This is a genomic window from Hydrogenophaga sp. IBVHS2 (genome assembly GCF_002127215.1).
Taxonomy (GTDB): Bacteria; Pseudomonadota; Gammaproteobacteria; order Burkholderiales; family Burkholderiaceae_C; genus Hydrogenophaga.
This window is the reverse complement of sequence record NZ_NFUT01000001.1, coordinates 864,543-887,808: the sequence shown is the minus strand read 5'-3', so window position 1 is coordinate 887,808 and position 23,266 is coordinate 864,543. Positions and strand designations below refer to the sequence as shown.

The window sequence follows — 23,266 nt, the reverse complement described above, 5'->3', positions numbered from 1 at the left end:
CCCTGCCGGCCGTGATCTCACCGGGCAGACCCTCGCCGTCGAATGGCGGACCGGCAGCGCCCCACCGCCCGGGACCGGTGTGGAACTCCTTCTCCCTCATGCATCCCTCCCTGCCGACCCTGCCACGGGAGGCGCCCGTGACCTTGGACCGTGCAGTGTGCGCAAGGCAGCCGGTCTGCGCCATTGGACCAAAGTCCCATGCCGCGCCGCCGGGAAGGATCAGCCGCGCTGGCGCAGCGCCTCGTACAGGCAGACCCCGCTGGCCACCGAGACGTTCAGGCTCTCCACCGCACCGCGCATGGGAATGCTGACCAGCTCGTCGCAGGTCTTGCGGGTGAGCTGGCGCATCCCCTGCCCCTCGGCACCCAGCACCAGCGCCACCGGGGCCTTGAGGTCGGCCTGGTAGAGCGTGCGGGGCGCATCGTCGCTGGTGCCGATGATCCAGATGTTGCGCTCCTTGAGCTCGCCCAGCGTGCGGGCCAGGTTGGTGACCATGAAGTACGGCATGGTCTCGGCCGCGCCGCTGGCCACCTTGGCCACGGTGGCATTGATGCCGGCGGCATGGTCCTTGGGCGCAATGACCGCGTGGGCACCGGCGCCGTCGGCGACCCGCAGGCAGGCCCCCAGGTTGTGCGGATCGGTGATGCCGTCGAGCACCAGCAGCAGGGGCGGCACACCGGTGGGTTCCAGCTGCTCCAGCAGGTCGTCCAGCGAGCGGGCCTGCTCGATGGCCTGCACCCGGGCCGCCACGCCCTGGTGCCCGTGGCTGCCGGCCAGCTTGGCAATGCGCAGGGCGTCGGCCTCGATCAGCCGCACGCCGGCCTCGCGGGCGCGGTCCAGGAACTGCCGCATGCGGGCGTCGCGCCGGGTGGACTCGTAATAGACCTCGATGACCGAAGCCGGAGCGGTTTTGAGGCGAACGCCCACCGCGTGAAAGCCGAACAGGACCTTGGGAGCGGTCGGGGAAGTTTTGGGAGAGGTCATGGCGGGATTATCCCGCCCCGGACTCAGGCTGCTGCCGAAACGATCCCCGCCACCTCGCCCGCCGCGATCGTGATGCGACGCTCGCAGCGCTCGGCGATGCTGCGGTCGTGCGTGACCATGACCAGCGTGGTGCCCTGTTCCCGGTTGAGGTCGAACATGAGCTCCATGATGGTCTGGCCGGTCGCGAAGTCGAGGCTGCCGGTGGGCTCGTCGGCCAGCAGCACCGCAGGGTTCATGACGAAGGCCCGTGCCAGCGCGACCCGCTGCTGCTCTCCGCCCGACAGCACCTTGGGGTAGCTGGCCAGCCGCTGCCCCAGGCCGACCCGCTCCAGCATGCGGCCAGCGGCCGCGCGGGCATCGCGCCGACCCGCCAGCTCCAGGGGCAGCATGACGTTCTCCAGGGCGGTCAGGTTGGCCAGCAGCTGAAAGCTCTGGAACACGAAACCCAGATGCGCCGCACGGAACGCGGCACGCTGGTCTTCGCTCAGGGCGAACAGGTCGGTGCCGGCCATGTGAACCGTTCCGCTGCTCGGGGTATCCAATCCGGCAATGATGGAGAGCAAAGTGCTCTTGCCCGAACCGGACGCGCCGACGATGGCCGCCGTCTCGCCCCGGGACAGGGTGAAATCGATATCCCGCAGAATGGTCAGCGTGCCGGTCGAATCGGTGACCGTCTTGAACACGTGCTGGACCGCAATCATCACTTCGGACATGAAAGATCTTTCCCGTTTGAATCGCCGCCACTGTAGCGCCCTGCTTCTGGCCCTGTGCGCCAGCGGTCTCCCCGGCGGGTCCCATGCGCAGACCGCAGCCAGCCCGGCACCGGTGGTGCTGGTGGTGGGCGACTCGCTGAGCGCCGAGTACGGACTGCAGCGCGGCAAGGGCTGGGTCGCTCTGCTGCAGGAGCGTCTGCAGGCCGAAAAAGTTCAGGCCCGGGTGGTCAATGCCAGCATCAGCGGCGACACCACATCGGGCGGCCGGTCCCGGCTGCCCGCCCTGCTGCGGCAGCACAGCCCGGCGGTGGTGGTGATCGAACTGGGCGGCAACGACGCCCTTCGGGGACTGCCCCTGGACATGACGCGTGACAACCTCTCGGCCATGGCCCGCGCCGCACGCGAAGCCGGTGCCCGGGTACTGCTGCTGGGCATGGAGATGCCGCCCAACTACGGCGCCCGGTATGCCGCCGAATTCCGGCAGCTCTACAAGGCCGTGGCCGACTCGGAGAAGGCCGCCCTGGTGCCCTTCTTCCTGGCCGGCGTGGCCGACCTGCCCGATGCCACACGGCTGTTCCAGGCCGACCGCATCCATCCCAACGAGGCAGCGCAGCCGGTGATGCTGACCAATGTCTGGCCGGCCCTGAGGCCGCTCATACCCCGCCGATAATCGACGGATGCCCGTCCAGACCCTGCCCGCCACCGAAGCCCTGCCCCGCCTGGCCGACTTCGACACCATCATCGACGCCCGTACCGAGGACGAGCACGCCCTCGACCACGTCCCCGGCGCCGTCAACTGGCCCACGCTGGACAACGTACAACGCATCGAGATCGGCACGCTGTACAAGCAGGTCAATCCGTTCGAGGCCAAAAAGCGGGGCGCTGCCCTGTCGGCGCGCAACATCGCGGCCCACATCGAGCGCGAGGTGATCGACAAACCCAGGGGCTGGCGTCCACTGGTGTACTGCTGGCGCGGCGGCAACCGCAGCGGTGCGCTGGCCACCATCCTGGGCGCCATCGGTTTCCAGGTCACCTTGATCGAAGGGGGTTACAAGGCCTGGCGGGCGGCCCTGGTCGATGACCTCGAGCGCATCGCCCCCACGCTGCGGTACCGCGTCATCTGCGGGCCCACCGGCAGCGGCAAGACCCGGCTGCTGCATGCGCTGGCCGCCGAGGGGGCCCAGGTGCTCGACCTGGAAGGTCTGGCCTGCCACCGCAGCTCGGTGCTGGGCCACCTGCCGGGTCAGCCACAACCCAGCCAGAAGCGGTTCGATTCGCTGGTCTGGTCAACCCTCAAGGGCTTCGATCCGGACCGACCGGTGTTCGTGGAGAGTGAAAGCAAGAAGGTGGGCAACCTGCGGGTGCCCGATGCCCTGATGGACGCCATGCGGGCCAGCCCCTGCATCGACCTGCAGTTGTCGGACGTCGAACGGGTGGCCTTGCTGCTGGAAGACTACGACTTCTTTGTCCGGGATCCGGAGCACTTCTGCCAGCGGCTGCAGGCGCTCACCGAACTGCGCGGCCGGGAAACCGTCCTGGGCTGGATCGACCGGGTGCAGGCGGGCCGGACCCCCGAGGTGGTGCTGGAGCTGCTGCTGCACCACTACGACCCGATGTACGCCGCCTCGATCCGGCGCAACTTCGTGCAGTTCGCCCAGGCCCGGGTGCAGGCGCTGACCGACCGCTCGGACGCCAGCATGACGGCAGCGGCCGGGCAGCTGCTGGCCGGGACGGACTGAAGTCGTCAGTTCCGGGGAGGCTCACCGGAGGGTGCGTCCGACGCGGCCTGTTCAGGCTCGTCGGGCTCACCCTCATGGCCGGGCTCGTGCTTGCGGGCGGCCTTGGCCTTGAGCTTTTCTTCCTTCTTCTGCTTCTTGGCCAGCTCGCGCTGGCGCTTCTCGTATCCGTAGTTCGGTGTGGCCAATGCGGTCTTTCAGGCTAGGTGGGAAGGAATCAGGTCAGCAGCAGGGGCAATGCCTGGGCCAGATCGGCCTGCAGGTCATCCACCGCTTCGAGGCCGACGGCAAAGCGTACCAGACCCCCGCCGTGCGGCCAACCGTGGGAACGCAGGGCGTCCATCCGGTACGGTGCGCACAGGCTGACGGGACCGGCCCAGCTCCAGCCCAGCCGGAACAGGCGCAGGCCGTTGCAGAAGGCGTCGATGCGGTCCTGGGCAATCGCGGGGTCGATCACGGCGCTGAACAGGCAGGCAGCGCCCCGGGCGTCCCGTCGCCAGACCTCATGACCCGGCGACGCCGGCAGCGCCGGGTGCAGCACCCGGCTGACGCCCGGCTGTGACTGCATCCACTGCGCCAGCTGGCGGGTGGCGGCGTCCTGGGCACGGTAGCGCAGTTCGATGCTGGGCAGGCCGCGCAGCACCAGCTCGATGTCGTTGGCGCCCACGCCCAGGCCCAGCCGCATGTGGGTCAGCAGCACCTGCCGATGCAGGTTTTCGTCGCGGGTGATGACCGAGCCCATCAGCACGTCGGCGCCGCCGCTGGGGTACTTGGTGAGGGCCTGCATGGACACGTCCATGCCCAGGTCGAAGGCGTTGAAGGCAATGCCGGCGCCCCAGGTGTTGTCCAGCGCGCGCACGATCGGTCGTTCGCGGCCCTCATTGGCCTGGGCCACCACCGCCGCCAGGGCAGGAAGGTCCGGGAACTCCAGAGACACCGAGCCCGGCGCCTCGAACCACACCAGCCGGGTGGCCGACGTGATGTGGCGGGCCAGATCGGCCGGGTCCATCGGGTCGTAGAACCGGTGGGCGATGCCCCAGGCGGCCAGCTCACCGGCCGCAAAGGCCTTGCCGGGCCCGTAGGCGTTGTCGGGGATGAGCAGTTCGTCGCCCTGGCGCAGGAAGGCCATGTCCACCAGCGTCAGGGCCGACAGGCCGCTGGGCGCCAGCACACAGTGCTGTCCACCTTCCAGGGTCGCCAGACGCTCCTCCAGCGTGAAGCTGGTCGGGGTGCCGTGCAGCCCGTAGGTGTAGGCGGACTTGTCTTTCCAGTCGTTGGTGCGCAGCGCGTGCACGTCGGCGAAGAACACCGATGAGGCCTTGTGCACGCCGGGCTGCACCGCCTCGAAGCCCTCGGGCGGCACGTAAGGATGGTGGATCAGGCGGGTGGGCAGCTGGTCGCTCATGCGGGAGCGGCTTCAGACTTTCCACTTGGCCAGCAACTGGGCCGGCCGGATGGTGTCGTAGCTCTCGAAAGGCTGGTGGATCCAGGGGTTGGTCGGCAGGTATTCGACCGAATAGTCGGGCGTGAAGGTGGAAACCTGCTTGGTCCAGATCACCGCACTGCGCAGCTCGGTGATGGGCGGGTAGTTGTTCTTGAGCAGGCCGATCACCGCATTGAGCGTGTGGCCGGAATCGGCCAGATCGTCCACCAGCAGCACGCGCCCGGCAATCTCGCCCTTGGGCGTGGTGATGTAGCGCGCGATGTCCAGGTTGCCCTGCTGGGTGCCGGCCGCTGCCCGGTACGAGCTGGTGGACATGATGGCCAGCGGCTTCTCGAAGATGCGCGAGAGGATGTCACCCGGACGCATGCCGCCACGGGCCAGGCACAGGATGGTGTCGAATTCCCAGCCCGACTGGTGCACCTTGATCGCGAGCTTCTCGATCAGGTTGTGGTATTCGTCGTAGGAGACGTAGAGGTGTTTGCCGTCTTCGGTCAGCATGCGGGCTCCTGTGGGGCGGATCGGCGCGGCTCAGCCGTGGTACGGATGGTGCAGCAGGATGGTGTGGTCCCGGTCCGGACTGGTCGACACCACGTGGATCGGCACCCCGGTGGTCGCCTGGATGCGTTCCAGGTAGCGACGGGCGTTGGCCGGCAGGTCGTCGTAACGGGTCACGCCCACCGACGACTCGGTCCAGCCCGGCAGGGTTTCGTAGATGGGTTCGCAGCGGGCGATGTCGTCGGCGCCCATGGGCAGGATGTCGATCACCTCGCCGTCGAGCCTGTAGCCGGTGCAGAGCTTCAGCTCGGGCAGGCCGTCGAGCACATCGAGCTTGGTGATGCACAGACCGGACAGGCCGTTCACCTGGGCCGAGCGCTTGAGCAGGGCGGCGTCGAACCAGCCGCAGCGGCGCGAACGCCCGGTCGTCACGCCCTTTTCGGCGCCCACGGTGGACATGTGCCAGCCCGGCGTACCTTCCTTCTCCCATTCCAGCTCGGTGGGGAACGGCCCGCCGCCCACCCGGGTGCAGTAGGCCTTGGTGATGCCCAGCACGTAGTGCAGCAGCTGCGGGCCCACGCCGGCACCGGCGGCTGCGTTGCCGGCCACGCAGTTGCTCGACGTCACGAACGGGTAGGTGCCGTGGTCGATGTCGAGCAGCGTGCCCTGCGCGCCCTCGAACAGCAGGTTCACGCCGGCCTTGTGGGCCTCGTTGAGCTCGCGCGAGACGTCGGCGATCATGGGCTTGAGCGCTTCGGCCTGCTGCATGGCTTCGGCAAACACCGGTTCGAACTGGATCGCGCCGTCCCGCATGTAGGGCGCGATCTTGTCGTCCCAGGGGAACTCGGCCGAATGCAGGTAGCTGGTCAGCACATGGTTGTGCAGGTCCAGCAGCTCGCGCAGCTTGGTGGCAAAACGCTCCGGGTACTTCAGGTCCTGCACCCGCAGGGCGCGCCGGGCGATCTTGTCCTCGTAGGCCGGGCCGATGCCGCGGCCGGTGGTGCCGATCTTCTCGGTGCCGGCCTTGACCTTGGCGGCCTCGCGGGCGATGTCGATGGCGGCATGGAACGGCAGGATCAGCGGACAGCCCTCGCTCACGCGCAGCCGGGAACGCACCTCGACACCGGCCTTCTCCAGGCCTGCGATCTCCTCGAACAGCTTGGTCACCGACAGCACCACACCGTTGCCGATGTAGCACTTCACGCCGGCGCGCATGATGCCGCTGGGGATCAGGTGCAGCGCCGTCTTGACGCCGTTGATGACCAGCGTGTGGCCGGCGTTGTGGCCGCCCTGGAACCGGACCACGCCCTGCGCGGTCTCGGTCAGCCAGTCCACCAGCTTGCCCTTGCCTTCGTCACCCCACTGGGTGCCGACCACCACCACGTTGCGACCGGGCGTGGCGGCGCTGCCTTTGTTCGTCATGTCCAGATTTCCGTTCAGAGTTGGCGTACGGTCCAGGCGCCAGGGCGGGCCGCATCCGACACCAGCTCCCGATCGCAATGGAATTCATCGACCTGGTGGTCGTGCCCCGGCAGGGCGCAGACCACCGTGTGCCCTTCGGCGCGCAGGCTGGAAATGGCCTCGCGCAGTCCGGCGTCCATGCCCCAGGGTGCGCGGATCGCGGCCACCAGCGGGCGGGGCTGCACGGCAGCCACCAGTTCCTTGAGGTCCAGGCTGAAACCCACGGCCGGCCGCTTGCGGCCGAACACGGCGCCCACCTCGTCGTAGCGGCCGCCCCGCACCAGATCGGTGGTGGCACCGCTGCGTGCGAACAGGGCGAAACGCATGCCGGTGTAGTAGGCATAGCCGCGCAGATCGGCCAGATCGACCGACACATCCATGCCGCTCACATGGCGGCACAGCCAGTCCAGGCTGTCGAGGGCGGCATGCAGGGCCGGCGACGGGGTGAGCTGGGCCCGGGCCCGATCGAGGGTGGAGGCGTCGCCGAACAGGCCGGGCAGCAGCACCAGGTCGCGGCCCACCGACGCAGGCAGTCCAGCGGCCAGCTGCTGCAGGGCCGGCACGTCCTTGGCGGTCAGTGCGGCATGGATGTCGGCGATCCGCGCTGGCGCCAGCGACACCGGTGCGAGCACCGCATCGATCACCCGCACATCGGCCAGATCGAGCAACAGAGGGCCGACGCCGGCGGCCCGCAGACAGGCATGGGCCAGCTCGATGACTTCCAGATCGGCTTCCAGCCCACCATGGCCATAGATTTCGGCACCGAACTGCAGGGGCTCCCGGCTGGCCAGCGGACGGTCGATGCGGGTGTGCACCACCGGCCCGCAGTAGCTCAGCCGCGCAACGCCCTGGCGGTTGAGCAGGTGCGCGTCGATGCGGGCCACCTGCGGCGTGCTGTCCGCACGCAGGCCCAGGGTGCGGCCGGAGAGCTGGTCGACCAGCTTGAACGTGTGCAGGTCCAGCGCTTCGCCGGTGCCGGTGAGCAGCGATTCCAGGTGCTCGATCAGCGGGGGCATCACCAGCTCGTATCCGTAGCCACGGGCGGTGTCGAGCAGGCTGCGGCGGAGTTCTTCGATGTGGCGCGCCTCGGAAGGCAGGACATCGGCGATGTGATCCGGTAGGACCCAGGCGGACATGGAAGTATCGGGCGCTGTTAAAAACGCGATTCTACCGGCCCGGCCGGGCCAGCCCGCCGGACCAGCGGGCTGGTGGGGAGGAAGATCAGCGGGCGGGCGCGACGTTGCTGCTGCGCATGCCCTTGAAGAAGTCGGACGACGGATCGACCACCATCAGGTCACCCTTGCCGTTGAAGCTCGCCCGGTAGGCCTCCAGGCTGCGGTAGAACTGGGCAAAGGCCGGGTCCTGACCGAACGCAGCCGAGAAGGCCGCCGCCGCCTTGGCGTCACCCTCACCCTTGATGCGCTGGGCATCGCGGTAGGCCTCGGACACGATCACCTCGCGCTGGCGGTCGGCGTCGGCGCGGATCTTCTCGCCCTCGGCGAAACCGGTGGAGCGCAGCTCGTTGGCCACGCGCTTGCGTTCGGCCTCCATCCGCTGGTACACGGATGCGGTGATGCTCTCGGCGTAATCGACGCGGGTGATCCGCACGTCCACCACGTCCATGCCCCAGGGCTGATTGGCGCTGTTGACGGCAGCCAGGACCTCCCGCTTGACCGACTCCATCAGCTCGTCGCGGCGGCTGGACAGCAGCTCGCGCAGGGTGCGGCGGTTGATTTCCTGCTGGAACGAGTTGCGCACCACGCGGTTGAGCTGCTGGGCGCCGGCGCGCTCGTTCACGCCCACGTTGCGGATGTAGGCCTGCGGATCGCTGATGCGCCAGCGCACGTACCAGTCGATCACCACCCGCTGCTTCTCGGCGGTCAGCATGGGATCGGTGTCGGCGCTTTCCAGCGTGAGCAGGCGCTTGTCGATGTAGGACACGTTCTGGAACGGAGGGGGCAGCTTGAAATTCAGGCCCGGCTCGGTGACCACCTGCTTGATCTGACCCAGCTGGAAGACCACGCCGAACTGACGCTGGTCCACCACGAACAGCATGGAGCTGGCAATGGCCAGCGCCACGATGAAGGAGGTGACGATGAAACCCAGTTTGTTCATGTTGTTGCTCTTGCCTTGCGGGTTCGTGGGTCAGCGGGTGTCACGCTCGCGGGAGCGGGCGGCGTTGTCGTTGGATCGCGGCGAAGGCGCGACCGGTGCGGTCACCGGCGACGGCGGCATGGCCGTGGGGCTGCTGCCGGTGCCCTGCTGAGCGGCCGCCTGCATCAGCTTGTCCAGCGGCAGGTACAGCAGGTTCGAACCCTGACGGGAGTCGACCAGAATCTTGGTCACGTTGGCATAGATGTCGCGCATGGCATCGGTGTACATGCGCTCGCGGGTGACCTGAGGGGCCTTCTGGTACTCGGCCAGCACCGAGCGGAAGCGCTGCGAATCACCTTCGGCCTGCGCGACGATGCGGGCGCGGTAACCCTCGGCTTCCTCGATCAGGCGGGAGGCCGTACCACGGGCGCGGGGCACCACGTCGTTGGCATAGGCTTCGGCCTCGTTCTTGGCACGCTCGCGCTCCTGGCCGGCCTTCAGCACGTCATCGAACGACGCCTGCACCTGCTCCGGCGGCCGCACACCGCCCTGCTGCAGGTTGATGCCCACCACCTCGATGCCGACCTTGTAGCGGTCCAGGATGCTCTGCATCAGGGTGCGGACACGGGGCGCAATCTGGTCCCGCTCCTCGGCCAGGGCGGCATCCATGCGCATGTTGCCCACCACCTCGCGCACGGCGGTCTCGGCCGCCTTCACGACCGCCAGGTCGGGGTCGCGGCTTTCAAACAGGAAGGCGCGTGCGTCGTTGAGGCGGTACTGCACCGCGAACTTGATCTCGACGATGTTCTCGTCGGCGGTCAGCATGGCGGACTCGCGCAGACCGGTGGCCGGCACCACGTTGTCGCGGCCCACGTCGACCGAGCGGATCTGCGTCACGAAGACCGTCTCGTGGCGCTGCACCGGGAACGGCAGGCGCCAGTTGAAGCCGGCGCCCACGGTGCTGTGGTATCGGCCGAACTGGGTGATGACGGCCTGCTGGCCTTCCTGCACGATGAAGAAACCGGTGCCCAGCCAGATCAGCAGGGCCACGCCCCCGATCAGACCCACACCGATGCCGGCCGCCTTGGGATTGGGGTTGAAACCCTGACCCGATCCGCCCTGGCCCCCGTTGCCGCCATTGCCGAAACCGCCTCCGCGGCCCTTGTTGCCGCCCAGCAGCCCGCCGAGCTTGCGGTTGAAGTCGCGCCAGAGTTCGTCCAGGTCCGGCGGCCCCTGGTTGGGCCCCTGACCACGGGGCTGGCGCTGGTCGGGGCGGTCGCCGCCCTCGTTGCCCGAGGCATTGTTCTGGTCGTCGCCACGGCCCCATCGGGGATCGTTGAGGTTGAACATGCCGAACCGGCGGAGCCAGTCCTGCAGTCGGCGGGGCCTGCGGCGGGGAGCGTCGGGGTGGGCCTGGCCTTGCATATTCACATCCATGGGGTGGCTGCTCTTTTCAACGTAAAACCACATTGTGCCCAATCAGCCGGAGAGGTTCCCGGAATCGGGCATCGCGTGAGGACTTGTGGGGTCATGCGGACCCAGCGCCTGTACCGCGCGCTCGGCCAGCAGGGCCCGCAACGCCGGCAGACCCTCGCCGGAATGGGCGCTCAGGTAGACCCGGGGCACGGTCTGGCCGTCGACCTCGGTGGTGTCCACCATCTGCAGCGGCCGTCGCTCGGGGGGCAAGGCATCGACCTTGTTGAACACCAGCAGCTGCGGCACCCCGTCGGCGCCGATGTCATGCAGGACCGACTGGACGGAGGCGATCTGCTCCGGGTGGTCGGGGTTGGATGCGTCGACCACATGCAGCAGCAGGTCGGCATCCACCGCCTCCTTGAGCGTGGCAGCGAAGGCATCCACCAGGCCATGGGGCAGATCGCGGATGAAACCCACGGTGTCCGACAACGACACCGATCGGCCCGCGTCGCCCAGGTAGAGCTGGCGGGTGGTGGTGTCCAGGGTGGCGAACAGCTGGTCGGCGGCATAGCTGCGCGCCTTGACCAGGGCATTGAACAACGAGCTCTTGCCTGCGTTGGTGTAACCCACCAGCGAGATGTTGAAGGCATCGCGCCGCTCGCGCTGGCGCCGCTGGGTGGCCCTCTGCTTCTTGACCTTGTCCAGCCGGTCCCGGGTGCGTTTGATGGCCTCGCCGATCATGCGGCGGTCCAGCTCGATCTGGGTCTCGCCCGGGCCGCCGCGCATGCCGATGCCGCCGCTCTGGCGCTCCAGGTGCGACCAGCGCCGCACCAGCCGGGTGGAGAGGTACTGCAGCCGTGCCAGTTCGACCTGCAGCTTGCCTTCGTGGCTGCGGGCCCGCTGCGCAAAGATCTCGAGGATGAGCAGGGTGCGGTCATTGACCGGTCGACCCAGGTGCCGCTCCAGATTGCGCTGCTGGGCCGGGCTCAGGGCCTGGTCGAACAGCACCTCGGCGGCACCGGTGGACTGCGCCACCAGTGCGATCTCGTCGGCCTTGCCGGAGCCCACGAACAGCGCGGGATCGGGCGCACGGCGCTTGCAGGTGATGCGATCGGCCACGGTGTAGCCCGCTGTCTGGGCCAGCAGGCCGAGCTCGACCAGACCGCTGTCGAAATGGGGGGTGTTGAAGTCGACCCCGACCAGCACGACCGAAGGTGCGCTGGCGGGGCGGGTGGGTGTGGAACTCAATGCAGGAAGGAGGTAACGCGCCGGGCGCTACCGGCCCGCCGCAGGATGGCATGGGCCCTGGAGGCGGCCAGGCCGGTCAGGGTGCCGCAGGCTCGTCGGTGTTGCCGACCGAGAACTGCACCGGGCGCCCCGGCACGATGGTGGAGATGGCGTGCTTGTAGACCATCTGCGTCACGGTGTTGCGCAGGAGCACGACGTACTGGTCGAACGACTCGATCTGCCCCTGCAGCTTGATGCCGTTGACCAGGTAGATGGACACCGGCACATGTTCCCGACGCAGCTGGTTCAGGAAGGGATCTTGCAAGAGCTGGCCTTTGTTGTTGCTCACGATATGCTCCGTGTTCAAGTTGTTGAATGGCGGAACATACCATACCACCCTGTCCCGGGCAGCCAGGGGTTAATCAGTCGTCCTTGTAGGGATTGGCGGAGGTCTTGAGCTCGATCCGCAGGGGCGTGCCCACCAGATCGAACGCCTTGCGGAACCGGCCTTCGAGGAACCGCTTGTAGACCTCGGGCACGTGCTCCAGCGAATTGCCATGGATCACGATCACCGGCGGGTTCATGCCGCCCTGGTGGGCGTAGCGCATCTTGGGCCGGAACATGCCGCTGCGCTGAGGTGCCTGGAAGGCCACCGCTTCCTGCAGCAGACGGGTCAGCTGCGGGGTGGGCATCTTGCGCATGGCCGATGCATGGGCCTGGGCGATCGACTTCCACACCGGGCCCAGCCCCTGGCGCTTGGCGGCCGAAATCAGGTGCAGCGACGCGAACTTGAGGAACGCGAGCCGGGTTTCGACCTGGCGTTCGATCTGCTGGCGCTGGTAGGCATCCACCGCGTCCCACTTGTTGATGGCCAGCACCACGGCGCGGCCGCTCTCCAGGATGTAGCCGGCGATGTGCGCATCCTGGTCGGTCACGCCCTGGGTGGCATCGAGCAGCAGCAGGACCACGTGGGCGTTCTCGATCGCCTGCAGCGTCTTGACGACCGAGAACTTCTCGATGGCCTCGAACACCTTGCCCTTCTTGCGGATGCCGGCCGTGTCCACCAGTTCGTACTTCTGGCCCTGGCGCTCGAACGGCACGGTGATGGCGTCCCGGGTGGTGCCGGGCATGTCGAAGGCCACCAGCCGCTCTTCGCCCAGCCAGGCATTGATCAGCGTGGACTTGCCCACGTTGGGCCGCCCGGCCACCGCCAGGCGGATCACCTGCGCATCGACCTCGGGCTCCTCGTCGTCTTCGGGTGGCAGGCCGGGGATGGCTTCCAGCGCCTGCTCCAGCATGGAGCGCACGCCCTGACCATGCGCGCCGGATACCGGCAGCACCTCGCCCAGGCCGAGCTCGAAGAATTCCACCAGCTGCAGACCCTGGGTCATGCCCTCGGCCTTGTTCGCCACCAGCACGCAGGGCTTGCCCAGGCGACGCAGGTACTGGGCGATCTCGTGGTCCTGGGCGCTCAGGCCGGCCCGGGCATCGACCACGAAGATGACCACGTCCGACTCGGCCACGGCCTGCCGGGTCTGCTTGGCCATCTCCCGGTAGATGCTGCCCTCGCCGGCATCCGGCTCGAAGCCGCCGGTGTCGATGACGATGTATTCGCGCCGCCCCACCCGGCCGTTGCCGTAGTGACGGTCGCGCGTGAGGCCGGCGAAGTCGGCCACGATGGCGTCGCGCGACGCCGTCAACCGGTTGAACAGGGTGGACTTGCCGACGTTGGGACGGCCCACCAGGGCGATGACAGGTTTGACGGCCATGGAGAAGAGGAAGATGGCTTACTGGGGACGCCAGGCGTACAGCCCGCCGTTGCGGGTCTGGACCACCAGTGCATCACCGGCCAGAACGGGGGCCACCACGATGGGCGAGCCATCCGTGGTCAGGCGGGTCATCTCGCTGCCATCCTCGCGCGACACCAGGTGCACCAGGCCCGAGTTGTCGCCGTAAGCCACCACCCGGCCCAGGGCCAGCGGCGCGGACAGCTTGCGGTAACGCAGGCGCTCCACCGTCCAGGCGGGCTGTCCGGTCGCGCGGTTGAAGGCCTGCAGGCGGCCCTCGGTGTCGCTGCCATAGATCTGGCGGTCGTCGCCGTGGATGCCGGTCAGGCCAGGGGTCTGGCGGGTCCAGACCACCGTGCCGCGATCGGCGTCGACGCAGCCCACCGACGCGCTGTAGGCGCGCACGCAGACACTGCTGCCGATGCGGCTGGACGGGCCCAGGATGTCGACCAGGCGCTCCACCTCGTTGGTGCCCCGGCCGGTGGCCACCGGCACCTCCCAGCGCACCGCGCCGTTGTCGGGGTTGAGTCCGGCCAGGCGGCCGGAGAGGCCTGCGACCAGCGTGTCGCCCACGGCGGTCAGCGTGCCCGGCTGGCTCAGCACCAGCGGGTCACCGGTGCGGGTCTGCGACCACAGCCGGGCCCCGTTGGCGGCATCGAAGCCACTCACCGAGCGGTCGGCGCCGAGCACGAACACCCGCTGACCGGCCACCAGCGGTGCCGTGAACGAGCGCGCCAGCAGGCGCACACGCCAGACTTCGCGCCCGTCGCGCAGGGCCACCAGCTGGTTGTCGCGGTTGATGACCACCACGGTGGTGCCGTCGGTGCCGACACCGGCCGACAGCGGCTGTTCCAGCGACACGCGCCAGGCCACGTTGCCAGTGGCGGCATCGACCGCCATGACCGTCCCGTTGGTGGCCGCGGCGAACACCCGCCCTGCCGCCACCACGGGCTGGAGCGTCTCGCTGCCCTGCCCCACCTGGACATTCCAGGCCAGACGGGTGCTCATGAGGGCGGCCACCGGGCCCAGCGGGGCCGGCTCGGGCGCCTTGGGGCTGGACGAACAGGCGGCCAAGATGGCAGCTGCCATCAGGCCGGCGCACAGACGGAGGGGGCGTTGCAGACGGGTCATCGGCATCATGAGGGACGGCCTTCCTGGCGGGTGGCCGGGGATTTGTCCACGCCCAGCGAGGCCAGCTTGACCTCGACCAGACGGCGGTATTCGGTTTCGGCGCTGAAGCCGGTCCAGGCCTTCTCGAACTGGGCCTTCGCACCAGCCGCGTCGCCCTTGGCCAGCAGGGCATCGCCGCGTCGGTCGGCCGCCATGGCGTCGAAGGCGGCCGGGAACGGGGCTTCCAGGGTGCGCAGGGCGGCGTCGAACTGACCCGCATCGAGGTCGATGCCCGCCAGACGCAGGCGTGCGATCGAGCGGTAGGCCTCGTCCTTGCTGTTGCTCACCAGCCATTCCAGCGCGGCGCGGGCCTGGTCGGCCTGGCCCGCCTCGAAGCGGGCCTTGGCGGCCAGCAGGGTGGCCTGGCCTGCGAACGCGGTGCCCTTGAAACGCGACTGCATGTCGGCCAGCGCCGCATCCAGCCGGGCCGTGTCGCGGGCCTGGGCGGCGCGCTCGATCTCGGCATGCAGGGCGGACGCCTTGGCCGACTGGCTGCGCTGCCACCAGTTCCAGCCGTTCCAGGCGGCGAAGCTGCCGAGCACGACGATGAGCACCCAGGTGATGGCGTTGCCGTACTTGGACCAGAAGTGTTTGATCTGGTCGAGCTGTTCCTGCTCTTCGAGGTCGAGGTGTTTGGCCATGGAAGCGGGGTAAGGGGAAATCGGAAAGACGCCGGCAGGCTCGCAGGAGCAGCCGGACGCGGCATTGTAGGTGGGCCGACCATCGGCCCGCGAAGCTCAGCGCCGAAGCTCGCCCGCCAGGGCGTCCAGATCGGCCAGCGGCATCAGCTGCTGCCCGCCCTCGGTGCGCTCGCCCCGCAGCGGCTTGACGGCCACCTGCCCCAGCGCGAGTTCCTGCTCGCCGAAGATCAGGGCCATTCGGGCACCGCTGCCGTCGGCCTTCTTGAACTGCGACTTCATGCTGCCCATGCCTTCAGGGCCGGCCGCGTGCATCTGCACCCTCAGGCCGCGCAGGCGAAGACCGCGCAGCACCGGCATGACCCGGTTCATGGCAGCGGCATCGGGCACCACGGCATACACATCGGGCACCGGGGCGTCGGGCAGGCGCCCCTGCTCCTTGAGCAGCTCGAGGATGCGTTCCATGCCCAGCGCCCAGCCCACGGCCGGGGCGGCCTTGCCGCCGATCTGCTCGAACAGCCCGTCGTAACGGCCACCGGCGCAGACCGTGCCCTGCGAGCCGAGCTGCGTGGTCACGAACTCGAACACCGACAGGTTGTAGTAGTCCATGCCGCGCACCAGGCGCGGGTTGATGGTGTAGCGCACGCCGTGGGCGTCGAGCAGCGCTTTCAGGCCCTCGAAGTGCGCCAGCGACTCGGCGCCCAGGTGGTCCATCAGCCGGGGTGCGGCATTGACCAGGGCCTGCATCGCCGGGTTCTTGGTGTCCAGGATGCGCAGCGGGTTGCTGTGCAGACGGCGCTTCGCGTCCTCGTCCAGCTGGTCGGCGTGGGCCTCGAGGTAACGGATGAGGGCCTGCCGATGCGCCAGCCGCTCGGCCGGCTGGCCCAGGCTGTTGATCTCCAGGGCAATGCCCTCCAGCCCGAGGGCAGCCCAGAGGTCGCAGGCCATGACGATCAGCTCGGCATCCACGTCCGGCCCGGCAAAACCCAGGGCCTCGGCGCCGAACTGGTGGAACTGCCGGTAGCGTCCGCGCTGCGGGCGCTCATGGCGAAACATGGGGCCCATGTAGTACAGGCGCTTGGGGCCGTCGTACAGCAGGTTGTGTTCCAGCGAGGCGCGGACCACGCCGGCGGTGTTCTCCGGCCGCAGCGTCAGGTGTTCGCCGTTGAGCTTGTCCTCGAAGGAGTACATCTCCTTCTCGACGATGTCGGTCACCTCGCCCAGCCCGCGCACGAACAGCGCAGTGGGCTCGACGATGGGGGTGCGCAGGTTGCGGTAGCCATAGCGGGCCATGAGGCCGCGCAGCTGCTCTTCGAGCCACTCCCAGTGCGCAGACTGCGGAGGGGCGATGTCGTTCATGCCTTTGACGGCGGTCAGTTTCTCGGCCATGGGGAAAGGTGCGTGTCCGGTCGCGGCTCAGACGGCCGCACCGAAGCGTTTCTGGATGTAGTTGTCGACGATGGTCTGGAATTCGCGCGCGATGCCTTCGCCACGCAGGGTTAGGGCCTTCTGACCGTCGATGAAGACCGGGGCGGCAGGGGCCTCGCCGGTGCCGGGCAGGCTGATGCCGATGTCGGCGTGCTTGCTCTCGCCGGGTCCGTTGACGATGCAGCCCATCACGGCCACCTTGAGGTTCTCGACACCGGGGTAACGCTCGCGCCACACCGGCATGGAAGCCCGCAGGTAATCGTCGATCTGCTTGGCCAGCTCCTGGAAGGTGGTGCTGGTGGTGCGGCCGCAGCCCGGGCAGGCGGTGACCGCGGGCACGAAGGTTCGCAGGCCCAGTGCCTGCAGGATCTCCAGCCCGACCACCACCTCCTGGGTGCGCGACTCGCCGGGTTGGGGCGTGAGCGAGATGCGGATGGTGTCGCCGATGCCCTGCTGCAGCAGCACCGACAGCGCCGCCGTGGACGCCACGGCGCCCTTGGTGCCCATGCCGGCCTCGGTCAGGCCCAGATGCAGGGCGTAGTCGCAGCGCTGCGCCAGCGCCTGGTACACCGAAATGAGGTCCTGCACCGCACTCACCTTGCACGACAGCACGATCTGGTCGCCGCGCAGGCCGATCTCCTCGGCGCGCCGGGCAGACGAAATGGCCGAGGTGATGAGCGCCTCGTACATCACCTGCCGGGCATCCCAGGGCCGGGCACGCCCGGCGTTCTCGTCCATCAGCCGGGCCAGCAGGTCCTGGTCCAGGCTGCCCCAGTTCACGCCGATGCGGATGGGCTTGTCGTGGCGGGCAGCGATCTCGACCATCTGGGCGAACTGGCGGTCGCCCTTGTCGCCCCGCCCCACGTTGCCCGGGTTGATGCGGTACTTGGACAGCGCCTCGGCGCAGGCCGGATGGTCGGTGAGCAGCCGGTGGCCGTTGTAGTGGAAGTCGCCGATCAGGGGCACGGGCACGCCCATGCGGTCGAGCTGTTCCCGGATGTGCGGAACGGCCTTCGCCGCTTCGTCGTTGTTGACCGTGATGCGCACCAGCTCGGAACCGGCCTGGGCCAGCTCCTTGACCTGGATGGCCGTGCCGATGGCGTCGGCCGTGTCGGTATTGGTCATGGACTGCACGCGCACGGGTGCGTTCCCGCCCACCGTGACCACATGGTCACCCCAGCGCACCACGCCCTGACGGGTGCGGCGCACTGGCGGCTGGAACAGCGCAATGGGCTCGCAGGGCTTGTCGGACATGTTCATTTCACCTCGAAACGGGCCACGCCGTTGGGCGACGGCGGCGGGAGATCGAAAGCCTGGCCACGCAGCGTGACCCGGGCAACATCGGCCCGGCCGATCACCACGTTGTAGGGCGGTGCGCGGTTGACTTCCATGGATTCGCCGGCAGTGAGCAAGCGGCGCACCACCGTCTCGCCCGCGGGGGTGGTGACCTCGATCCAGGTTTCGCCCCGTGCAGCCACGGCCAGCACACTGGCTGCCGCAGGCACCGAAGGCGTCGCCGGCGTCTCGGCCACCGGCGGGGTTGCAGCGGGGGACATCGCGGCGGGCTGGACAGGAGCCGGCGACGAAGGCACGGGCTCGGCAGGCGCAACGGTCGGTGACGGGGCGGTCGCCACCGGCTCGGCCGGGGCCGTGGTCACGCCCACCGGCTCCGCCACGCCCGGCTGGACTGCGTTGGCCGGGGTTGTGCTGCTGGCATTGCCCGCCGGCTCACCCCATGCCGTCGCAGGCTCGTCGGGCCGGGGCAGGAAGACGATCACCAGCGCGCCCAGCAGCAGCGCGATGGCCGAGAGCACAGCGGGCCGGGAGAGCCAGCCGGCCGGATTGAAAGGCACCGGATCGGCACTGCCCTGGAAGGGCGCATTCAGCGCCGTTCCAGGCAGACCCAGGGCCGGCCGGGCCGCAGCCGGCAACTGGGCCAGCACGGGTGCGGGATCGATGCGCAGGTGGCGACAGGCGCTCGACGCCAGCGCCCGGGCAAAGGTCATGTCCGGCAGCTGGTCGTACCGACCGGCCTCCAGATCCTCGAGCTTGCGGACCGGCACCTTCAAGGCGGCAGCCAGGGCAGCCACATGCAGGCCGGCGGCCTCACGGGCCTGTTTGAGCAGCAACGGGCTGACCGGCGTCTCGCCCGGCTGTTGCGGATCACTCATCGAAAGCACCCCTCTGGTAGGCCGCCCACTGGGTCGATTCCGGGTACCGGCGGGACAGCTGCTGGGCGAGCTGGCGGGCAGCGTCCAGGTTGGACAGCTTGCGCTCCACCTTGATGCCCAGCCAGAGCGTCTCCGCGTTCGCCAGTTCGGAGTTGTTCACGCGGCGGATGATGAACTGCGAACGCTGCAGTTCGCCCCGGCGGTAGAGCAGCGACGCCAGGTTGTAGGCCGCGATCGGGTTGCCGGGATCGAGTTCGTAGGAGCGGGCCAGGCTGACCTCCGCTTCCTGCGGCTGCCCGGCGCGCAGCTGGCACACCCCCTGCGCGAGCAGGGTCTGCGCACGGCCGCCGTACGTGGGGCTGGCCATGGCGCGGGTGAACATCTCGGTGGCAGCCGGGTAACGGCGCTGGTCGCACAGGAACACGCCGTAGTTGTGCGCCACATTGGGGTCGCGCGGGTTGAGCTGCAACGCCCGCTGGAAGCTGGCCTCGGCCAGCCCCAGCTCGTTCATGCGGGAATAGACCAGACCCCGCAGGGCATGGGCGTCGGCATAGGTCGGATCGGCCAGGAGCGACTGCTTGATCTCGTCCAGCGCCACGGTGTCCTGCCCCTGGCCGAAGTAGCTGGCCGCCAGTTCGAGCCGGATGCGGGCCCGGCGCCGGGCGGCCGGTTCGTCGGAGGCGGTCACCGGCTCGACCGAGCTGGTGTTGACCGCCGGAATGCCCGACGGGTTCTGGGCACAGCCCGCCAGCAGGGCCAGGCCGATGCTGCCCAGCAGCAAGACGGGTCGGAGGGAAAGGGTGAAGCCGCGTGTGCTGTGGGTCATGCCTGCCTTCTCAAGTCAACTGCCGGGACGGACGATGAGGATCGGGGCGGTGGTCTCGGTGCGCATGCGGGCCAGACGCCTGGCCGCATCGGTGCGGTCCAGCACGTCACCGGCGAGCTGTCCACACGCCGCATCGATGTCGTCGCCCCGGGTCTTGCGGACCGTGGTCACCAGACCACCGTCGCTCAGGATGCGGGCAAACTGCTGGACCACGGCACGCGGGGAGCAGCGCAGGCCCGAATCCGGAAACGGGTTGAACGGTATCAGATTGATCTTGCAGGGGACACCCCGTTCACCATGCCCACGCACCAGCTCCAGCAGCTCGCGGGCGTGCTCGGGGGTGTCATTGACGCCATCGAGCATGCAGTACTCGAAGGTGATGAAGTCGCGCGGGGCGGCCGGCAGGTAGCGCAGACAGGCGTCGAGCAGCTCGGCCAGAGGGTATTTGCGGTTGAGCGGCACCAGCGAATCGCGCAGCGCGTCGTTCGGTGCGTGCAGCGACACGGCCAGCGCCACCGGCACGTCGGCGGCCAGCCGGTCGATCATGGGCACCACGCCCGAGGTGGACACCGTCACGCGGCGCCGCGACAGCCCGTAGGCATGGTCGTCGAGCATGACCCGCAGCGCCGGCACCAGCGCATGGTAGTTCTGCAGCGGCTCGCCCATGCCCATCATGACCACGTTGGTGATCACGCGGTCGGCGGATTTCAGGTGCTGGCGCAGGAAGAATTCGGCCTGCCACAGCTGGGCCAGGATCTCGCCGGTGGTGAGGTTGCGCGAGAAGCCCTGGTGGCCGGTCGAGCAGAAGCGGCATCCCACGGCACAACCGGCCTGCGAGGACACGCAGAGCGTGCCCCGGTCATCCTCGGGAATGAAGACGGTTTCGACGGCGTTGCCGTCCCCCACATCGAACAGCCACTTGATCGTGCCGTCGGCGGAGTCCTGCCGCGAGAGCACCGGCAGGGTCTTGACCGTGGCCGCCGAAGGAAGCTTCTCGCGAAGGCTCTTCGCGAGGTCGGTCATGCGGGCGGGGTCGGACTCGCCCTTCTGGTGGATCCAGCGGAACAGCTGGACGGCACGGAAGCGCTTTTCGCCCAGCTGCTCGCAAAAGGCGGTCAACCCGTCGAGATCGAAGTCGAGCAGATTGACCGTCATGACACCATGGTCTGCGCGCGGATCAGCGCGAGTAGACGTTCATGCCGGGGAAGAAGAAGGCAACTTCCTGGGCAGCGGTTTCGGGAGCGTCGGAGCCGTGCACGGCGTTGGCGTCGATGCTGTCGGCGAAGTCGGCGCGGATGGTGCCGGGGGCGGCCTTCTTGGGGTCGGTGGCGCCCATGAGGTCGCGGTTCTTGGCGATGGCGCCTTCGCCTTCCAGCGCCTGGATCATGACGGGGCCGGACACCATGAAGTCCACCAGGTCCTTGAAGAACGGGCGGGCCTTGTGCACGGCGTAGAACTGTTCTGCTTCGCCGCGCGAGAGGTGGACCATCTTGGCCGCGACGATCTTCAGGCCGGCGGCCTCGAAGCGGGCGTAAATCTGGCCGATGACGTTCTTGGCGACGGCGTCGGGCTTGATGATCGAGAGGGTGCGTTCGATGGCCATGGGTGATCCTGGTACCTGAAGTTTTGATGGAAATTCAACGGGTTGCGCGGGAATGCGCAGAGCCTTTGATTCTACAACGTGCGCAACGGCCCCACAGGGCGTGAGCGGCTTCAGCGGCCCGGGCCGCGGCGCTTGCCGCCGCCCTGCCCGCCCCGGGCCGGCTGCGCGCCCTTGCCCCGGCCGGCGTCCTGCTGGCGCTTGCGCGCCACGGCGTCGTGGCCGATGTAGCCCAGCGACGTCTTCATGGGATCGGGCTGGCTGTTGCCGCTGCGGGCCGCGCCCGGGGCGGCACCCCGGGGCTTGCGGCTGGCCGGCTCGGGAGCGGCCGCTGCGGCCCCCGGCTGGGGCCGAGACGGACCGCGACCGGTGCGCTGTCCACCGCGCGACGGGCTGCCCCGGGCGGCACCGGGACGCGGACCACGCGCCGGCTCGGCCGCCGGCAGCATGCCGGCCGCCGCGGTCAGGCGGGCGATGTCGCGCTCGTCGAGCTCGATCCAGGCGCCCCGCTTCAGACCGCGCGGCAGCATCATGGCGCCGTAGCGGATGCGGATGAGGCGACTGACCGCGTGGCCCACCGCCTCGAACATGCGACGCACCTCGCGGTTGCGGCCCTCGGCGATGGTCACCCGGTACCAGCAGTTGGCCCCCTCCCCGCCCCCGTCCTCGATGGAGGCGAACTGGGCCGGCCCGTCGTCCAGGTTGACACCGTCCAGCAGGCGCTGCTTCTCTTCGTTGGACAGGGCGCCCAGCACCCGCACCGCGTATTCACGCTGCAGGCCGAACCGGGGGTGCATCAGGCGGTTGGCCAGCTCGCCGGAGCTGGTCAGCAGCAGCAGGCCCTCGGTGTTGAGGTCGAGCCGGCCGACCGACTGCCATTTGCCGCTCTGCAGGCGCGGCAGGCGACGGAACACGGTGGGCCGGTTCTGCGGATCATCGTGCGACACCACCTCGCCGGCGGGCTTGTGGTAGGCCAGCACCCGCGGCGGCGGCGGCGTCATGCGCACCCGAACCGGCTTGCCGTTGACCTTGATGACATCGCCAAACTGGATGCGCTGGCCCACATGGGCAGGCTCGCCGTTGACCGAGATGCGGCCTTCCAGGATGAGCTGCTCCATCTCCAGCCGCGAACCCATGCCGGCCTGCGCCAGCACCTTGTGCAGCTTGGGCGATTCGGCCTGGGGCGCCAGCACGCGCTTGACCGGCGCTGCCGGCTCGGCCTCCTGCTCGGCATCGAAGGCGCCGCTGATGACGTCGTCGAACTTCAGTGCCGCATCGTCGGCCGGCGTGGCCTCAACCAGCGGTGGGCGGGGGGTGTCCGGCGTCGTCATGGAGTTCCTTGGTGGGATCGTCAGTGCCAGGGGTGGCAGGTTCGGTGAGCAGATCGGCCGTCGGCTCGTCATCCGGCAGGCGCTGGGACAGCGCATCGAAGTCGAGCCGGTCCAGCGCCGACTCCTGCACCTCGTTGGCCTCCAGCGGCGGCAGCTGATCCAGCGATGCCAGACCCAGGTCGTCGAGGAACTGGCGGGTGGTGGCAAAGAGCGCGGGGCGGCCCACGGTCTCGCGGTGGCCGATCACCTCGATCCAGCCCCGGTCCTCCAGCTGCTTGAGGATCAGGGAATTGATGGTCACGCCCCGGATGTCTTCCATGTCGCCGCGGGTCACCGGCTGGCGGTAGGCGATGATGGCCAGTGTCTCCATCGCGGCGCGGGAGTACTTGGGCGGTTTTTCCGGGTGCAGCCGGTCGAGGAAGGGCCGCAGTTCGGGCCGGCTCTGGAAGCGCCAGCCGCTGGCCACCTGGACCAGCTCCACACCGCGACCGGCCCATTGCAGCTGGAGGTCGGCCAGCAGGGACTTGAGCGTGTCGGGAGCGATCTCGCCGTCGAACAGCGTGCCGAGCTCACGCACCGTGAGCGGCTGCGTGGCGCAAATCAGGGCCGTTTCAAGGACACGCAGGGCATCCGTGGTGTTCATGGTGTCGCTCGGTCAAGGTCCGGCTGCGGGCCGGAGAGGGAGGCTGCCGGAGGGCCGGAGCGGGACGGTGGACGGGGCGCGCTGCGGTGGCGGTGCGGTCGA

At 68.9% G+C, this 23,266-nt stretch carries 24 protein-coding genes; 2 read left to right on the top strand and 22 right to left on the bottom strand.

All coding sequences use genetic code 11. The features are described 5' to 3' along the window. Positions 1-219: 219 nt before the first annotated feature. Together rlmB and CAP38_RS04335 are read right to left on the bottom strand one after the other, a co-directional pair. Positions 220-984 carry a 23S rRNA (guanosine(2251)-2'-O)-methyltransferase RlmB gene (gene rlmB / locus CAP38_RS04340; protein WP_086119610.1) on the bottom strand — a complete coding sequence of 255 codons (765 nt, stop codon included), beginning with the start codon at positions 982-984 and terminating at the stop codon, positions 220-222. A 23-nt stretch (positions 985-1,007) separates the two neighbouring features. Beyond that, complete coding sequence (locus CAP38_RS04335; protein ID WP_086119609.1) at positions 1,008-1,697, bottom strand: ABC transporter ATP-binding protein; 690 nt, start codon at positions 1,695-1,697, stop codon at positions 1,008-1,010. On the opposite strand from CAP38_RS04335, the gene CAP38_RS04330 reads away from it, so the two are divergent. Both CAP38_RS04330 and mnmH read left to right on the top strand, forming a co-directional pair. Then, the gene (locus CAP38_RS04330) at positions 1,696-2,367 is read left to right on the top strand and encodes an arylesterase (RefSeq protein ID WP_086119608.1); all 672 of its coding nucleotides are present in this window, start codon (positions 1,696-1,698) and stop codon (positions 2,365-2,367) included. The genes CAP38_RS04335 and CAP38_RS04330 overlap by 2 nt on opposite strands. A 7-nt stretch (positions 2,368-2,374) precedes the next feature. After that, positions 2,375-3,436 (top strand): tRNA 2-selenouridine(34) synthase MnmH, encoded by a 1,062-nt coding sequence (gene mnmH / locus CAP38_RS04325; RefSeq protein ID WP_086119607.1) that lies wholly within the window; start codon positions 2,375-2,377, stop codon positions 3,434-3,436. Positions 3,437-3,441: 5 nt separating this feature from the next. Here mnmH and CAP38_RS04320 read toward each other — a convergent pair whose 3' ends face one another. The 20 genes from CAP38_RS04320 to scpB form a co-directional block, all read right to left on the bottom strand. Further along, positions 3,442-3,621: a hypothetical protein gene (locus CAP38_RS04320; protein WP_086119606.1), complete on the bottom strand. Its 180-nt coding sequence runs from the start codon at positions 3,619-3,621 to the stop codon at positions 3,442-3,444. Positions 3,622-3,650: 29 nt separating this feature from the next. After that, complete coding sequence (locus CAP38_RS04315; protein ID WP_086119605.1) at positions 3,651-4,838, bottom strand: PLP-dependent transferase; 1,188 nt, start codon at positions 4,836-4,838, stop codon at positions 3,651-3,653. A 12-nt stretch (positions 4,839-4,850) separates the two neighbouring features. Continuing rightward, positions 4,851-5,375, bottom strand: coding sequence for a phosphoribosyltransferase (locus CAP38_RS04310; protein WP_086119604.1), 525 nt, complete (start codon positions 5,373-5,375; stop codon positions 4,851-4,853). A 30-nt stretch (positions 5,376-5,405) separates the two neighbouring features. Further along, a complete protein-coding gene (locus tag CAP38_RS04305; protein ID WP_086119603.1) occupies positions 5,406-6,794 on the bottom strand; it encodes an adenylosuccinate synthase in 1,389 nt (462 codons plus the stop codon). A gap of 14 nt (positions 6,795-6,808) precedes the next feature. Beyond that, positions 6,809-7,969: an ATP phosphoribosyltransferase regulatory subunit gene (locus CAP38_RS04300; RefSeq protein WP_086119602.1), complete on the bottom strand. Its 1,161-nt coding sequence runs from the start codon at positions 7,967-7,969 to the stop codon at positions 6,809-6,811. Positions 7,970-8,054: 85 nt separating this feature from the next. Then, positions 8,055-8,948 carry a protease modulator HflC gene (gene hflC / locus CAP38_RS04295; RefSeq protein WP_086119601.1) on the bottom strand — a complete coding sequence of 298 codons (894 nt, stop codon included), beginning with the start codon at positions 8,946-8,948 and terminating at the stop codon, positions 8,055-8,057. Between the two features lie 30 nt (positions 8,949-8,978). Then, positions 8,979-10,364: an FtsH protease activity modulator HflK gene (gene hflK, locus CAP38_RS04290; RefSeq protein ID WP_086119600.1), complete on the bottom strand. Its 1,386-nt coding sequence runs from the start codon at positions 10,362-10,364 to the stop codon at positions 8,979-8,981. A 42-nt stretch (positions 10,365-10,406) separates the two neighbouring features. Next, entirely contained in the window at positions 10,407-11,591 is a 1,185-nt protein-coding gene (gene hflX / locus CAP38_RS04285; protein WP_086119599.1) for a GTPase HflX, read from the bottom strand. 76 nt (positions 11,592-11,667) lie between these two features. After that, complete coding sequence (hfq, locus tag CAP38_RS04280; protein ID WP_086119598.1) at positions 11,668-11,937, bottom strand: RNA chaperone Hfq; 270 nt, start codon at positions 11,935-11,937, stop codon at positions 11,668-11,670. Between the two features lie 55 nt (positions 11,938-11,992). Further along, on the bottom strand, positions 11,993-13,339 hold the full coding sequence (der, locus tag CAP38_RS04275; RefSeq protein WP_086119597.1) for a ribosome biogenesis GTPase Der: 1,347 nt from the start codon (positions 13,337-13,339) through the stop codon (positions 11,993-11,995). 18 nt (positions 13,340-13,357) lie between these two features. Further along, positions 13,358-14,488, bottom strand: a complete 1,131-nt coding sequence (gene bamB, locus CAP38_RS04270) for an outer membrane protein assembly factor BamB (protein ID WP_256924257.1) — start codon at positions 14,486-14,488, stop codon at positions 13,358-13,360. Positions 14,489-14,493: 5 nt separating this feature from the next. Then, complete coding sequence (locus CAP38_RS04265) at positions 14,494-15,168, bottom strand: tetratricopeptide repeat protein (RefSeq protein ID WP_086119595.1); 675 nt, start codon at positions 15,166-15,168, stop codon at positions 14,494-14,496. A gap of 96 nt (positions 15,169-15,264) precedes the next feature. Further along, on the bottom strand, positions 15,265-16,554 hold the full coding sequence (gene hisS / locus CAP38_RS04260) for a histidine--tRNA ligase (RefSeq protein WP_086119594.1): 1,290 nt from the start codon (positions 16,552-16,554) through the stop codon (positions 15,265-15,267). Between the two features lie 27 nt (positions 16,555-16,581). Beyond that, positions 16,582-17,853, bottom strand: coding sequence for a flavodoxin-dependent (E)-4-hydroxy-3-methylbut-2-enyl-diphosphate synthase (gene ispG, locus CAP38_RS04255; protein WP_086119593.1), 1,272 nt, complete (start codon positions 17,851-17,853; stop codon positions 16,582-16,584). Further along, the gene (locus CAP38_RS04250; protein WP_086119592.1) at positions 17,850-18,764 is read right to left on the bottom strand and encodes a helix-turn-helix domain-containing protein; all 915 of its coding nucleotides are present in this window, start codon (positions 18,762-18,764) and stop codon (positions 17,850-17,852) included. Before CAP38_RS04250 ends, ispG begins: the two co-directional genes overlap by 4 nt. After that, positions 18,757-19,590, bottom strand: coding sequence for a type IV pilus biogenesis/stability protein PilW (gene pilW, locus CAP38_RS04245; RefSeq protein ID WP_086119591.1), 834 nt, complete (start codon positions 19,588-19,590; stop codon positions 18,757-18,759). Before pilW ends, CAP38_RS04250 begins: the two co-directional genes overlap by 8 nt. Positions 19,591-19,605: 15 nt before the next feature. Beyond that, the gene (rlmN, locus tag CAP38_RS04240; RefSeq protein ID WP_086119590.1) at positions 19,606-20,745 is read right to left on the bottom strand and encodes a 23S rRNA (adenine(2503)-C(2))-methyltransferase RlmN; all 1,140 of its coding nucleotides are present in this window, start codon (positions 20,743-20,745) and stop codon (positions 19,606-19,608) included. Between the two features lie 22 nt (positions 20,746-20,767). Further along, positions 20,768-21,193, bottom strand: coding sequence for a nucleoside-diphosphate kinase (gene ndk / locus CAP38_RS04235; RefSeq protein ID WP_086119589.1), 426 nt, complete (start codon positions 21,191-21,193; stop codon positions 20,768-20,770). Positions 21,194-21,303: 110 nt separating this feature from the next. After that, positions 21,304-22,593, bottom strand: coding sequence for a pseudouridine synthase (locus tag CAP38_RS04230; protein ID WP_086119588.1), 1,290 nt, complete (start codon positions 22,591-22,593; stop codon positions 21,304-21,306). Further along, on the bottom strand, positions 22,484-23,164 hold the full coding sequence (scpB, locus tag CAP38_RS04225) for an SMC-Scp complex subunit ScpB (RefSeq protein ID WP_086119587.1): 681 nt from the start codon (positions 23,162-23,164) through the stop codon (positions 22,484-22,486). The genes CAP38_RS04230 and scpB overlap by 110 nt, the downstream gene beginning before the upstream one ends. Positions 23,165-23,266 lie beyond the last annotated feature (102 nt).